11 protein-coding genes are annotated in these 14,740 nt (G+C 57.9%); 7 read left to right on the top strand and 4 right to left on the bottom strand.

Annotated features, from left to right (window positions below):
- The first annotated feature begins 171 nt into the window (after positions 1-171).
- The 4 genes from RISK_RS10740 (at position 172) to mqnB (ending at position 4,578) form a co-directional block, all read left to right on the top strand.
- Positions 172-1,233, top strand: a complete 1,062-nt coding sequence (locus RISK_RS10740; RefSeq protein ID WP_047814306.1) for an ABC transporter permease — start codon at positions 172-174, stop codon at positions 1,231-1,233.
- Positions 1,230-2,522 (top strand): hypothetical protein, encoded by a 1,293-nt coding sequence (locus RISK_RS10735; RefSeq protein WP_047814305.1) that lies wholly within the window; start codon positions 1,230-1,232, stop codon positions 2,520-2,522. Before RISK_RS10740 ends, RISK_RS10735 begins: the two co-directional genes overlap by 4 nt.
- An 87-nt stretch (positions 2,523-2,609) precedes the next feature.
- A complete protein-coding gene (locus RISK_RS10730; RefSeq protein ID WP_047814334.1) occupies positions 2,610-3,917 on the top strand; it encodes a nucleoside monophosphate kinase in 1,308 nt (435 codons plus the stop codon).
- Positions 3,904-4,578 (top strand): futalosine hydrolase, encoded by a 675-nt coding sequence (gene mqnB, locus RISK_RS10725; RefSeq protein ID WP_047814304.1) that lies wholly within the window; start codon positions 3,904-3,906, stop codon positions 4,576-4,578. Before RISK_RS10730 ends, mqnB begins: the two co-directional genes overlap by 14 nt.
- 17 nt (positions 4,579-4,595) lie before the next feature.
- Here the strand turns inward: mqnB and RISK_RS10720 are convergent, their stop codons facing one another.
- The gene (locus RISK_RS10720) at positions 4,596-6,611 is read right to left on the bottom strand and encodes a hypothetical protein (protein WP_047814303.1); all 2,016 of its coding nucleotides are present in this window, start codon (positions 6,609-6,611) and stop codon (positions 4,596-4,598) included.
- Positions 6,612-6,729: 118 nt separating this feature from the next.
- Here RISK_RS10720 and RISK_RS10715 point away from each other — a divergent pair, with 118 nt between their 5' ends.
- From RISK_RS10715 to RISK_RS10705, 3 genes are all read left to right on the top strand, one after another.
- Entirely contained in the window at positions 6,730-7,815 is a 1,086-nt protein-coding gene (locus RISK_RS10715; protein WP_236696202.1) for a YdjY domain-containing protein, read from the top strand.
- 2 nt (positions 7,816-7,817) lie between these two features.
- Positions 7,818-9,008 (top strand): 3-hydroxyacyl-CoA dehydrogenase, encoded by a 1,191-nt coding sequence (locus tag RISK_RS10710; RefSeq protein ID WP_047814301.1) that lies wholly within the window; start codon positions 7,818-7,820, stop codon positions 9,006-9,008.
- A 299-nt stretch (positions 9,009-9,307) separates the two neighbouring features.
- Complete coding sequence (locus RISK_RS10705; RefSeq protein WP_047814300.1) at positions 9,308-10,882, top strand: prenyltransferase/squalene oxidase repeat-containing protein; 1,575 nt, start codon at positions 9,308-9,310, stop codon at positions 10,880-10,882.
- 22 nt (positions 10,883-10,904) lie between these two features.
- Here RISK_RS10705 and pgsW read toward each other — a convergent pair whose 3' ends face one another.
- The 3 genes from pgsW to pgsB are packed head-to-tail and all read right to left on the bottom strand — an operon-like array spanning position 10,905 to position 13,943.
- Positions 10,905-12,119: a poly-gamma-glutamate system protein gene (gene pgsW, locus RISK_RS10700; RefSeq protein WP_047814299.1), complete on the bottom strand. Its 1,215-nt coding sequence runs from the start codon at positions 12,117-12,119 to the stop codon at positions 10,905-10,907.
- Positions 12,116-12,616 carry a poly-gamma-glutamate biosynthesis protein PgsC gene (pgsC, locus tag RISK_RS10695; RefSeq protein ID WP_047814298.1) on the bottom strand — a complete coding sequence of 167 codons (501 nt, stop codon included), beginning with the start codon at positions 12,614-12,616 and terminating at the stop codon, positions 12,116-12,118. Before pgsC ends, pgsW begins: the two co-directional genes overlap by 4 nt.
- Position 12,617: 1 nt before the next feature.
- Complete coding sequence (pgsB, locus tag RISK_RS10690; protein WP_053061139.1) at positions 12,618-13,943, bottom strand: poly-gamma-glutamate synthase PgsB; 1,326 nt, start codon at positions 13,941-13,943, stop codon at positions 12,618-12,620.
- Positions 13,944-14,740: the final 797 nt, after the last annotated feature.

The raw sequence follows: 14,740 nt of genomic DNA, 5'->3' as shown, positions 1-14,740 counted from the left end.
CTTGCCAATTGCCGCCTACCCGAAACGATCGACCAGTCGTTGCCGTTTCGCTGAGGCGAATTGCCGGTAAGGTTTCCCATGTTTGCCAGGACGGCCCTGCAAGCCGCACAACCCAACTGATCCGGAGCGTTTGCGCTGGTACACTGCTCTGCTTGCGTTTGCGAAGCCGGGTTGAGCGGCAAAAGCCCGCCTGATTCGCGTCTGTCATCTTTTCATAAGGAACCCACTGCGTTGTTGAAGCGAGGATTGAATACCGCTGGACCCCTGTTGGCGTTGGTGATCGTGGTCCTGTTCTTTGCCGTTGCGGAATGGGTGACCGGGAGCGATGGGAACTTCGCGTCCATGGCATCCGTGCGATTGGTGGGCGTTCAGAGCGTCAAAATCGGCATCGCGTCGCTGGGAATGACCTTGATCATCGTCAGTGGCGGCATCGATTTGTCCGCGGGAACTGCCGCGGCCTTGTGTGGCTGTGTCGCGGCACTGACGCTCGACAACGAATGGTCGATTTTCGCGGCGCTGGCGATGGCGGTCGGCGCGGGCGCACTGTGCGGGTTGTTCAACGGTGTCTTGATCGCGGGACTGAGGCTGACCCCGTTCATCATCTCGTTGGGGTCGATGACGATCTTCATGGGATTGGGGAAAAGCCTGTCGGATCAGGGCGGCACGATCACACCTCCGGCAGAAACAATCCCTGAGTGGTTGTGGGCATCGGTGACGCCGTTTCCCAGTCCGGAATGGATCGCCTACCCGGTGATGCCCAACTTTGGTTGGGGTGTTTGGTTGACCGTTGCTTTGGCGATCGCGACCGCACTGCTGATGCATCAAACGGTGTTTGGCCGTCACGTGTTCGCGATTGGATCCAGTGAAGCGACGGCGAGATTGTGCGGTGTGAAGGTCCGTCAAACCAAGATTTTGGTCTACGTGATCGCGGGTGCGTTGTTTGGTTTGGCAGGCTGTGTCGACATCGCCCGGCTCGGAAAAGGCGACGCGTCGGCGGGGATGGGATTGGAACTGGAGATCATCGCTGCGGTGGTGATCGGCGGTGGATCATTGCTGGGAGGACGCGGCAGCGTGGTCGGAACGTTGTGCGGGGTGTTGATCATGAGCGTGATCGCTCACGGTTGCACCTCGTTGGGATTGGAAAACCACATTGAAAACATCTTGTTGGGTGTGATCATTGTCGCGGCGGTTTACGTCGACCGACTGCGAGCTCTCAAGAAAGATTCGGCATGACAACGCAGACCACTCGTTTTTTGGGCGCAGCGTTCTGGTTGGCGTGCTTGGTGATCGGCGGCGGTTGGTTGATCGCTTCCTCACGCGGTGGTGCCCGCCCCTTGGTGTCAGCCGTTTGGACACCAACGCAATCGGTGGTCCTGTCGGATCCGACGTCGGCTCTGAGCATGGGTGACGCAGCGTTTGCGAAGGACATGGATCGAGATCAGTGGCATCAGGTGGGGCACGTTGGGCAGGTTGATCCAGACGCAAAAACGGTGACGCTGACGTTGTACGCACCCATGGATCTCGATTCGGTCAGCCCGTTCTGGGATCCCGAGCAATCACTTGACGCAACCCTGCATCGCTCGTCGGGCAAAGTCGATGATGTGATCGCGACGTTGCTGCCGAAACCCAAGCGGGAACAATTGGCGCGACAGATCTCAGCGGCGATGCGGGAACACGGGGAAGAAATCAGCGAAGCAATGTTGCCGTTGGTATTCGAAACGTTTCGGCAAAGCTTGCCCGTGATCGAATCCGAACTGGCTGCGTCGCTGAAACGCCACGACGTCGAGTTGGAATCCATCACCGCTCGGTTTCGGGAAGAGATCGTGCAGGATCAGATGGTGCCGTTGGTTCGGACGGAGGTCTTGCCAGTGCTGCGTCTTCATGGGCGGGAGCCGGCGGAAACGATTGGTCGTGAAATTTGGGGAAAAGCCTCGCTGTGGCGATTTGGTTGGCGTGCCTTGTACGACAGTGCACCCCTTCCCGAACGGGAGTTGGTGCGGGAGGAGTGGTCGCGATTTGTAGAACAGGAAGTGGTCCCGATCGTGGAGGCACACTCGGATGAAATCACCGAGGCAGTGGAAGCGATCCTGCGTGATTTGGCCGCCAACGAAGTCTTGCGAGATCGGCTTGGCAAAGTCGCTTTGCAAATCGTGCAGGACGACGAAGCGCGGGATTTGCTGCGGACCATCGTGATGGAAGCGGTGGTTGACAACGATCGCCTCCGCCAGGTCTGGGTGGATGTCTGGACGTCCCCCGAGGCTCGCGAAAAGTTGCGAACGGCGGGCGATCGACTGGAACCCATCATTCGCGAGATTGGCGATGAGGTGATGGGGACACACCGCGATGGAATCGAGCCCGGGTTCGCTCGCGTGTTGAGGAATCAAATTTTGGGCAAAGACAAGGTTTGGTTGACGTTGAAAAATGAACCCCGTTTGGGGGCCGATCCTTCCCAACCAATCACTTTGCGGGTTGCAACGGATTTTACGCCCTATCCCATCGTCCATCTGGCTTCGCCAGAGTGAATGACGCTTCGCGGGGCATCGTTCCTTGGTTAGGATGCGGGGTGTTGACTTCCATTTTTTCCGCCTTGTATGAATCCTGTTGCTGCCATGGACTCACTGGACGAAGCTCCCGAAATCTCAAATTCGGACGCTGATTTGCCACCCACGGGCTCCGGCGTGGTGGAAGACCAAGCGTCTCAACTGGTGACCGATGAAGCGGTCGCTGCCGCGGCAGAACATTCCGTGGAAGATCTGGAGGTCAAAGACGCCCACGTGATTTTCACCAACGTCTGGAATGACTTGGAAGAAGAGTACGGCCGCGAAAATTTGCGGTTCACCAAAGAGTTGATTCTGTTGGGCGGTGCACCGGGGTCGGGGAAAGGAACCAACAGCGGTTTCATCTCCAAGGCACGCGGTTTGACTTGCGATCCGATTGTGGTCAGCAGTCTGCTCGACACGCCCGAAGCCCAACGCATCAAAGAAGCTGGTGGCATGGTCGGCGACACCGAAGTCGTCGGGATTTTGTTCCGCAAACTTCTGGAAGAAGAGTACCGCGACGGATGCATCTTGGACGGGTTCCCGCGAACGCGCGTTCAAGTGGAGTGTCTGCATCAGTTGGTTCAGAAAATGAATCAGCTTTATCGTGAATATCATTCGACGCCGCTGGCGATCAATTTCCGCAAACCCACCGTTCACGCGGTGGTGTTGTTCATCGACGAAAAGACCAGCATCGAACGGCAGTTGCTGCGTGGTCGGAAGATCGCCGAACACAACGAACGGGTCGAAACCGAGAACGACGGTGAGCCCCTTGAGCTGCGTTTGACGGACCTCGATCCCACCGCCGCAAAACGACGGTATCGCGTGTTCAAGGAGAAAACCTGGGACGCACTGCAGTCGTTGAAGAAGATTTACCACTACCACTTCATCGATGCGGGCGGCGACATCGCAGAAGTCGAACGCAACATCCGCAGTGAATTGGAATACCAATCGTCGCTCGAGTTGGACCCGGAAACCTACGACGCGGTCCGGCACCTGCCTTTGGCAACCGAACTTGGCGTTCACGCACGTCAGGAACTGGTCCGTCGTCTGGATGGGTATCAACTGGAACACAAAGAATTGTTCCAGCATGTGATTGAGATCATTCAAAGTCGCTTCATGCCAATTGTGCGTCGTCACGCGATTGCTGGTTTGGCAGTCGTGAACAGTGAAGACCCGATCTTCGAAGACCCCATGACATTGGCGATGGTGATCGATGTGTTTGCCGAGCGTGGTTTCCGCGCGGTCGCCAACATCAATCTGGCGGAGACCCCGGATCACTTCGATTTGCAGACCGGCAAGATCACTTGCGTGACCAAGAAGATTTATCGCTTCCAAATTCGGTTTGCAGGCTCGGAAATTCGTCGTGGCGGACGCTAAGTCCACTCTGCTATTGATTCCAACTTCGGGTGAACGCTCGAAGCTACTGAGCCATTCGGACTCCCTTGCACTGGCTTCCCGAGGTTGGCACTGCGAGTTGTGCGGGTTCGGTTTAGTGGCTGCTGCTGCCTCCACCATGCAAGCGATTCAGGTCCATCAACCGGAGCGAGTCATCTTGGCCGGAATCGCGGGCGGTTTATCCGATTCTGCAGCGGTCGGTTCAGCACACTGGTTCGCAGGTGTGATTTGCGATGGGATCGGCGTGGGGGAAGGCAACGCGTTTGTTTCCGCGGATTCGCTGGCATGGAAACAGTGGGCAGGCACCGACGGGCAGTCATCCGATTCAATCGGTGACCGCTTGGAACTGCCTGTTCCTGATCAGACGGCCCATTCGATCAACACGCTGGTCAGCGTCTGCGCCGCGTCTTCGGAGGCGGCCCTGGCGAGTCGTCGTCGAAGTCTGGCCGGTTCGCCTCCGGCTGAGGCAGTGATCGCGGAAGACATGGAAGCGTTTGGCGTCGCGATGGCGTGCCGAATGACATCGACCCCGTGCATGGTCGTTCGCGGAATCAGCAACGTTGCCGGTGATCGCGACCATTCCCAATGGCAGATCGACTTGGCGATTCAGGCGGTTGCTGGTCGGTTGGCTGAACTGGATTGAGCTTGCCGTTCGGTTCGTTACTCCTGGACCGCATCGTCGACGGTGACGAGTTCTTCCACGCCTCCGTCACCGGGATGGAACCGTCCTGCGAAGAAGTCGGCGACCAAGTGTTTGCCGAGCACCGAACGAGGCCGACGGCCGAGCAGTGAACGGTAGATCATCCATTGTTCGCTGCCGATTTGAATTCGGAATCCCGTGGCGATGTTGCGAGGGATCAGTTGCAACTCGTCGGCGACGGTGAGTGTTCGCCACGTTCGTTGGCGGTGGAAGCGGCGAGATTGGAAATCGAACCAAATGGGGCTGTAGACGGCCCCGATTCCCGTGGTCGTCACAATGACGGAGTTGGATTCGGTCTCGGTGTCGCTGGGATCGGCCGTGCAGTCGGTGGGCCCGATACGCCACTCGGCTGCCGGCAGTGGCAACATCATCGCACGACGTTTGTTGTCGTGGAAATAGACCTCACGCGTTTGCTCGTCTGGAATCGCGGAGACATCCTCGCAAACCGGGAAACGGGTCACGCAGCGGATCTGGACATCAGCCAGGGAACCAAAGGGACTGGGCGTGCCGTCGGCTCCTTGCTCGGTTGCATCCGAAGACGCGGTTGAGTTGGGATCGGATTGGGCTGGCAACACGGTGTCGGACACCATCACGCAACGGTCATCGCGAATGATCATGAACTGTCGTTGCAGAACCACACCACCGGTGAAGGATTGTTCCAGTTCTAGGTAGTGAACGTCATCGTCGGTGTATTCGCACGTCGCTTGCCAAGCCCCTTTGGGATGTTGGCTGACCCCGTCCAGTTCGACGGTGGTTTGCAGTGGACCGCGAAAAATTGTGCGGCGTCCGCCCATGATTTCGATTCGCATCACTTCATCGCTGTAGTCGATGAAGGTTCGCCCTCGGCGCACATCCCACTCCGGCAACATCGCGACCAAACCGGCCACATCGCTGTGCCACATTGATTCGGGAAGCGAGATTTCCCAGGCCAAGCGGCCGCCACTTTGGCTTTGCCCCAAGGAGGCTGAGAACGCGGGCAGCAAGGAATCGGTGTCGTACTGCATCGCTCGTCCCATCAAACCGGCGGGAGCGATCGGGCGAACGGTTTTTTTGGTTTTTGAAGTGGACTTCTTTTTCTTCGCTGGCTGCTTGGTTCGCGAAACCAAACCGACGTGATCCAGAGCGACATCCTGGGCGGTTGTCTTGGATAGCACGGGCGATCCATCGACACGCGAAGTCGCGGCAATCCAGCCGGCCAGTTCTTCGGCAGTCGACCGATGCGTTGGGTTGAACTTACGTTTTGTGACGGCTCGCATCGTTTCTTCGCAGCGGATGATCGATGCCATGATGGCTCGCAAAGCGTGCGGGGTTCGCAAGGCCTCGTCGATCGTTTCTTCGTGATCCAAGTAGGCTTGGACGGCTGAAGAGGATGGTTTTCCGCGCGCGGCGCAGCTGGGGATATCCGCCAAACGATGCGCCAGGGTCAGTCCAACTTCACCGGCCAACAACAAGTGATGGGGCGACTGAGGTTCGTCTTGGGCCAGTGTGGAAGCGACGCGTCGTTGCAGTTCCGCCAGCAGATTCCACCAAAGTTCCAATGGCAAAGTCGAAGTCAGGATGGGAAGCGAGGAGGCCCAAAGGATGCAGCCGACGTCGCCGGCCACGTCCGAACGCCCGTCCCGCGAGGCTTCCAAGAAAAGTTCCGCAGCGGGAATCAAATCCGTGTCGGTGGAGGACGCGCGGTCCGGCTCGACGGTAGCCAACATTGCCAATTGATGGCTGAGTGCATCGACGGGCCCATTGAGGAGCGCCGCCAATCCCCAATGGTAAATTTGGCCGTCGATGGCATCGTCGCCGTACAATCGGGTGGCGTTTTGACGTTGGCGGCGAGACTCGATCTTTTTGCGCAGGCTCTGCCACGCCGCTGCGTCAGGCATCGGCGTGAGACTGGTGGTCCCGTCGGTGGACGTGGAGCCAGCCTCCGAGGCTTTTTTTCGGGGCGAGTTCGATTTGGATGGCGGTTTGGTCAGTGTCATGGACCCGAGGTGCTACGCAGGGAATAATCGATGGAACGATCGACGAATCGACTGGCCACGCAGTCTAACCGGGCGGCGCCAGTTGTAGACTCCCCGCATTTGAGTGATTGAAAAATTCATGTTCATGAAATCTGTTTCAGACGTTCGCCGGTCTCGTTTGGCAACCAATCCAGGGACCTTGCCTGGGTTGGTGAGCGGCGAAGTTCTCTCCGCCGGTCTATTGAGACATTCTCGGGGGGGCAGCGGGTGGCTGGTGGTGATCCTGGTCGCGTTGCTCGGAAACGCGGGGGCGTCGATCGCCTCGGCTCAAGACGACTCCGGCAAAACCGAGCCAGCCACGGAAAAGGTGAATGAACGTTCGCTTGGAATTCCGGCGGCGGATGATCCCGATCCGAACGATGACGCAGCCATTCGAGCCGAGTTGGAAGAGTGGGATCGGCAGATGCGTGCAATGGCGGACAAATACGCCGCGCCTCCGAACGCCAAACAGATCACCAAGCTTCCCGATTTGTGGATCGATCCAAAAGCCAAGCGGGCCTATCTCGATGGCTACGTGACGATGCGAAACGGTGGATTGGAAATGTTCGCTTGCCCGGTTGGAACCAAGGAACACGAATCGGTTGTCGCTGCCTTCGCGAAAAGCAAAGAAGTTCATGCGGCGTTGCTGGCGCTGGGAACCAAATCTGGGACGCCGGTTTCTTACGACCCGGAATTCAAACCGCCAACCGGCCAACCGGTCGCTGTCTGGGTGACTTGGCGAGATGAAAAGGGAGCGTTCAAAGTGGCTGACGCGAGAACTTGGGTTCAGAACAACGAGTCCAAGAAGGCATTGGCTGAGCAGTGGGTGTTCGCAGGCAGCCAGCTCTGGACGGACCCGGTCGACAAGGTCACGCATTACTCCGCTGATTCAGGTGACATGATCTGCGTGTCCAATTTCAGCAGTGCGATGTTAGATGTGCCATTTTCCAGCAGTGCCCAAGCCGGCAATCTGTTGTTTGTCGCGTTCACCGAGCACATTCCCGAACAAGCGACTTCGGTTCGGTTGGTCTTGGTACCGCAGTTTGAAAACGATCCCAACGCGACCACGCCCCCGGACGAAACGATTTTGCCGTTAGCAAAAAAGCCCGCCCAAGATTCCGCTGAGAAGGCCGGCGAAGTCAAAGCGAAGCCTGAGTCGAGCGACAACGCCGCAGGAACTCGCTGATCGTGGCGGAATCGATTCGAGTGTTGTTGGTGGGCGCGGGAGTCGTCGGCCGCGCGATTGCGACAGATCATCTGTTGGCAGGATGCGAAGTCTGGATGGCGGACCGGGATGAAGCGGTGCTGTCAGAAGCCTGCGATGCAGTGCTCCAGCGGACCGACGGGACAGCCGATTCGGCGTCGCCGTGGGGAGCGTTGGTCCCGATTCCGATTGTGCACCTGATGCCCAAGGTGCCGGACAACCCTACGATCAACATGGATGCTGTTCCGGTTTGGTTGGTGATCGAATCAATCGCCGAAAAACTGGCGATCAAACAGGCGTTCTTTGCCGAGGTTGAAAACTGGTTTTCGCGATCACCGATTTTGACCACCAACACCTCGACTTTGCCGATTGGTGAGATCGCCGGTGCAATGAACACGCATGCCTCACGGTTCTGTGGGATGCACTTTTTCATGCCCGTGGTGGGACGCCACGCAGCGGAAATCATTGTGCATCCCGGAACCGAGGAAGCGGTCATCGCAGTTTGCGAAGAACACGTTCGGCGCTTGAGAAAGGCTCCGCTGCGAGTCTTGGATTCGCCGGGGTTTGTTGTCAATCGTATGCTGGCTCCGTATTTGAATCTTGCGATGCAGTTGTTGTGCGCTGGCGTGTCGGCCGCCACCATTCGCGAAGCGGCGCTGCGTTATGGCATGCCGATGTCGCCGTTCGAATTGATTGACTTGATCGGTCCGCGGACCGCGTTTGATGGTGGGCGAGTGGTTTGGCAATCGTTCCCGCACCGGATGGATCCTTCGCCGCTGTTGCCTGCGATGGTCAAACGTTCCCTGCTCGGCGTGGCTGGAGGCAAAGGGTTTTACAACTACGCAGAGGATGGCGTGCGGGCGGGGGACGAACTCTCCGCAGAGGCAAGTGAGCTTGTCGATCGCTATTCCCGCGATGACTTTGGTGCGGCAGAAATCAACGGTGACATTTCTTTGGTCGCCGACATGTTCGCGGCCGCCATGTGGCGTGAAGCCCAAGCGATTGCGGAGACGGGCGTTGCCGATGACGAGACCATTGATCTCGCAATGTCGGGTGGGTTGGGCTACTCAACGCCCGATTCCAATGCGACTTGGCGAGGTCACATGGACGCGATTCGGGACGAGCGTTTGCTTCCGCTTGCGGATCGCTTCGCCAAGCTCAAGTCACTCCAGTAGGGGGTGACTTGCTTGTCTGTTTTAGCCACCCGGGGGGCCGGACGCATCGATTGCGCCGGGTACATTTCATCGATTGCTGCGTTCTATTTTCACACAGGAATCGTTTGACGGCGATTCATGCGGTTTCAGCTACAATGAAAGCGTCCGAAACGGCACCTTCTCGCATCTTGGATGGATTGACTTCATCGATGTTGTGCCGTGTGTTTGTTGGAATGACTCGTCTTGATCGTCATTGACCAAGGCCCATGCGTTCCACTTGTCAGGACAAAGATTTGACTCCTCTTCATTTGGGATGATTGATGGCCACGGTTTCGGAAACGTCCTTGCCAGATCACGACCTTGTCGACGCAACCTTGGCGGATGAAACGCCAGGTGCGGAAGAGGCTGCCCCACGCCGTCGCATGGGATTCTTGAAAGCCGCTCCCGCTTGGTTGATCAGCACGCTGTTCCACATCGGTGTGATTTTGATTCTCGGTTTGGTCACGTTTGCCGACCCCGTCAAAATCATCAACGTGTTGTCGGCGACATCGAACGGTGAAGAAGGCCCTGAGATCGAAGAGTTCCAAATCGAACAGATTGATCCCGGTGACATGGTTGAAATGGAAGAGTTCACCGAACAGGTGGAGCTTTCCGAAGCCCTTGATACAACCGAAACGATGCAGGTCGATGTGGCGATGGACATGCCTTCGGTGCCAATGGAGATGACGGATTTGGCGTCCGACATGGCTCCCGTCGCGCAGACATTGCAAACGTTGTCGTCGGTTTCGATGACCGCAATGGACAGCCGTTCGGTGGACATGAAGAAGAAACTGTTGCGGGAGTATGGCGGGTCGGCCGCCAGCGAAGCGGCGGTCACCGAGGCACTCAAGTGGTTGGCTCTTCACCAAGCACCCAACGGCGGATGGACGTTTCAACACAACCTGGTTTGCAACGGCAAGTGCGGCGACCCCGGCGAACCCAAGCGAGTCGGAGCTGTCAACGCAGCGACCGCGATGGCTTTGCTGCCGTTCTTAGGTGCCGGGCAAACGCACTACTCGGGTGACTTCAAGAATGTCGTCCGAGGTGGTTTGTTGTTTTTGATCGCCAACGGAAAGAAAGGCACGGTCCGCGGGTTGCCCGTGTTGGATTTGTCGGAATCAGCTGGCAACGGGATGTACTCGCATGGCTTGGCGGCGATCGTTCTCAGCGAAGCCTATGCGATGACCGAGGACCCCGCGCTTGCCGTTCCGACTCAGCAAGCGATCAATTACATCGTCACCTCCCAGTGTGCAGACGGTGGATGGCGTTATCAGCCCCGCGATGCTTCGGGCGGTGACACGTCCGTGGTGGGGTGGCAAGTGATGGCGCTGAAAAGCGCTTACATGGGGCACCTGATTGTGCCGCCACAGACCATCAACGGATCGACTTTGTTTTTAGACAAGGTCCAGTCCAACGGGGGTGCGATGTACGGTTATCAGTCGCCTTCCACACGAGTCCGCCCGGCTTGCACCGCCGCAGGGTTGTTGTGCCGCATGTACTTGGGTTGGGATAAAAATCACCCCGGATTGCAAAAGGGCGTGGAGACGTTGGTCGACATTGGTGTTCGCAAGGACAACATCTATTACGACTACTACGCTGCCCAAGTGTTGCGGCATGTTGGTGGCCCAGAATGGGACAAGTTCAACACGGAGCTGCGGGATTGGTTGGTGGAAACTCAATCGCAATCCGGTGGCAGCAAAGGCAGTTGGTACTTCCCACAAGCCGGAACGCACACCGGCCCCAAAGAAGGCGGCCGCTTGGCCGCCACTTCGTTCGCAACAATGATCCTCGAGGTGTACTACCGGCACATGCCGCTGTACGCCGAACAGGAAGAAGAAGACGCGTTCCCATTGTAGGGACGCGTCCGTCGTCGCCCCATCAGACCATGTATTGCGGCTGATCTTTGGGCTGGTCGCCGAACCAACCTCGTTGTTGCAACCACTTCGTCAATCGATGCGGCGGTTTGACCACAATCGCAGTGGCTGCCGTGATGAAGAAGATCCCGATCAATGCCAGCACTCGACGTGGGTCGATGATGGTGTAAACCATCCCTTGACCGACTTCCACCTTGGTTGCCGATGCAATTGGCAGCCCGTATTGGTTTGCCAACGCCACCACGTTGATCATGTTGATCACCGGCACACCCGACGCCAGGAACCGTGTTGCGACACAGTCAACGGCCTCCGGGGAACCAGCCTTCTTTTGGATGGTGACGAGTTGTTTGGGAGAGATCAAACCTTCGCCGATGCTATTGTTGCCTTCCGTGCCGCCGACGGATGCGTCTCCACCGCCGACGTTGATGTACACGGCGTAGGTTTCGTCTTCCGCGGCTTTGGAATAGGCAACCATGCGTCGCTCGATGGCATCGGCGTCGTCGACACTGTCCATGATCGGCACCCCGCTTCGCTTGATCGCGGCGTCCAAGATCTCGCGAGTGTCATCGGTCATCCCCGCAGCGCGGTCGCGAAAACCGCCGCGTGAAATTTCCAAGCTGCGGTAGGCCAAGATGCCTTGGTCGGCCAGCAGTTTTTCCATGTCCGGCCACATCATGTCCGGTGAGTTCGCGCCAAATTGGCTGGAGGCCGCACTGCTGATGATGGTCGGATGAGCTCCCAACGATTCGGCGGCACTGTAGACCGCGATGTTCAGAGCGGGAAAGGATCCGGTGCACCCAATCGCAATGCGATCGCCAGGCCGAACGCCGGCATCGACCAGCAATCGCATGGCAACCGCGGCGAAGTTTGGATTGATCGATGTTTGCTTGGCAGGCAGGTGACCCGGCAAAGTGGTCACGGCGGACATCGAGGGGCCAACCATCCCGGTGTCGGCTGGGTCCTGCGCATCGAGCAGCGGGTGGCCGAGTTCCAAACGCTTGGCATGGATCGCGTCGAAGGCGATGTCTGCCCGTTCGGATGCTTCCAGCATGCGGTCTTTCAGATCCGGGATGCCGTACAGGCTGGCCACCATCGTGCTCCATCCGCCCATTTGATGGGGCATGGCGCGAAGCGCGAGAACCGTTGCCACCGAAAGGGCGGCGAGGAACAACAGCGAACCCGACGAGATTTTCTGAGGGCGGTAATACAGTTTCTTCATACCAGCGTTTCAACACCTGCCGTCACAAGGACCAAGTAGACCAAAGACGTCGCAATCACCAGCGGCGACAACGTTTGCACCACGCCGCTGCGAGCAATCCAGAGAGCGACCAACCCTGGAATGACAAAACCGATGACCGTGGTTCCGGCCATCATCATGGAGGCAGCGGACGTGCCCGCTTCCAAGGCAACGCCGACCGGCATCGCTGGGAAAGCGAGTTCCACCATGGACCGCAGCGTCGCTGCGATCGCAAATCCAACCACCATCGTCAGCACCACTCGCCGACGACCAAACAGGATCGCCCAGCGATCGATCTGGTAGACGACCCAGGCCGTCACCAAAGCGGCAGCGATCGTGGCGATGATCGTCGCCGGTTGATCGAACGCCAGTGCCAAGTAACCCGGGACAATCATCCCGCCGACGCTGAGGCCAAACGCTTCGGTGAAAATCAAACTGACGATCAGGCCAATGCCGATCGACAAAGCGAGCCATTCCATCTCAAACCATCTCCAAGACTCGTGCCGGATGTGTCACAGGCGTGCGGAAACGTTCCCACCCCTGGTCCTGTCCGAAGTGATCGGCCAATTCCATGCCGGGCCCGGCCACATTGCCGATTCCCATCAGCATCATGGTCGAGGGTTCCATTGCTTCCACAGGTTCAGCGACTGCTGTTCCAACATGGAATTGCGATTGGGAAGCGGTTGCCAGGTGTTGTTCGCGGCGAAACGATTCCAACACCGACTGAACCAGTTCGGGACCAGCCGCATTCCCCAAACAAATGACTTTGTCAGGATGAATCCCACGTTTGAGCAATCGCCGTAGGAAGATGTCCGTGCCCGATCCAATGATCACATAGCGATCCGCGGGTGCCCAAGTCGCCACGGCCTCGGCCATGGTGGTCGAGCGATCGGCGCGGTCGACGCGGCAGTTCATGACCAACACACGCTGGGTGACACCTGGGAAATAGTTGTAGGCCGCATCCCAGATTCGGGTGGTTGATTCCGGGTCGTTGGCAGCGAACGCGTTGACGAAGTGCCACGTGTTGCCGTGAACGGTTTGAGCGTGCACACGCATCGCACCCGGGTCCGGTTGAGCTTCCCACATGCCTTGCAGGGCCACGTCGCGAGCGATGCCCATGGACTGGCAAACTTTGAGTGCCAAGGCAACGTTCTCGGCGTGTTCCAGGTAACTGAACTGGGCCAGTTCGTCTTGGGTGATTTCGTTGGCATCGTCTGCCGTGGTGACCAACAACTCGCTTCCGCGGTCGTCGCAGGCTTCTTTCATCACAGACAAACTGTCCGCGCGATCTTCGGCGGTGAACATGTTGCCGCTGATGGGGGTGGTCGCGGACAGGGCGCGGGCCACATCCAAACGAGTCGGCCCCATCACATCCAAGTGATCGGCGCGAGCGTTGGTGATGACACCGTGAGTCGAACGAACCAGTTTCAGTTCACAAACCGATTGCAGCAAGGGTTGCAGCGCCATGCACTCAATCACGAGCGCATCGGCCTTGTGCCCGACTGCGGTTTGAACGATTCGTTTTTGTTCGATGACGTTGGCGCGGTCCGGTCGAAAAATCGGCAGCTCTTTCCCATCGGGAAGGATCATTCGGGCCAGTGTGCCAGTGGTTTTGGCACAGGTTCGGAGGCCGCCGGAGCGCAGCCCCGCCGCGATCAAACGTGTCACCGAGGACTTGCCGCGAGTGCCGTTGACGTGGATTCGAAAAGGGATTTTGAGAAGTTGACGACGATACCAGTACGCTTCGACCATAGCGGTAGCGCACACGGAGGCGGCAAATGCCACCAATGCAAACGTGCCGTTCACGAACGGATCTTTCGATTGGGGTGGGGATGGACGCAACCTCACTCAGGCCGGAATCGACCATCAGAAAAGTCAGGGCGTTAACGTCAAAACTGGCAAGGCGTGGAGTGCCTGCTGGGGATCCCTGCAGATAGGGGAGTAACATCCGATGCTGAAGAAAAGGCCAAGAACCGGAGTCAGCAATCTCCGTTCGGTTCCTGGGTAACGCGAGAATTATTCTTTCCCCGCGGTCCGAGTAAAGAGCATTCCCGTGAATTTCCCTTGGAATCGTCCAATGGCAACTTAGGCACCCAAGCGTCGGGGCTAATTGAGTGCTGGCAACCGCAGAAAAGAATTCGGAGGACGTCCAAGTCCCCGCTTATGCTCAAGTGTCGCAGTGGGAAGGCGAGTCAGGGATGCGTTTGCTGAAACAGGTTCCGGCCTCCGAGAGCGAGCCTGAATCCCCCTGGTTTCTAATCGTTCAACGTGGTTGCTGATCAGCGAACTGTCTGCTCAATGATCGACCAAATGGTTTGCCTTTCATGAGCGTTCGGCGTACGCCTGAACAAGATGGTTCCACGACGCTCGCATGCTTGCCCCGTGGGCCACCCGAGGACCGCGATGTCGGCAGGTGCATGAGACGCCGCAGCCGGATTCGCCAGATTTCGGACGCTGCAGTGGCGTCTTGAGAACGCCGCCCGCCCAGGAGGTCGTGCAGTTTTGAAGTGCTGTGTTGCCAAGCGTTTATTATCACCCTCCCTTGGGACGTTCGAAAAATAAATGGTGGCGGGCGTCTGGGTATCGCCCCGGATGGGGCCGTC

The sequence above is a fragment of the Rhodopirellula islandica genome (assembly GCF_001027925.1).
GTDB classification, from domain to species: Bacteria; Planctomycetota; Planctomycetia; order Pirellulales; family Pirellulaceae; genus Rhodopirellula; species Rhodopirellula islandica.
Note: the sequence above shows the minus strand (reverse complement) of the source record. Positions and strands in the feature narration are given on the sequence as shown.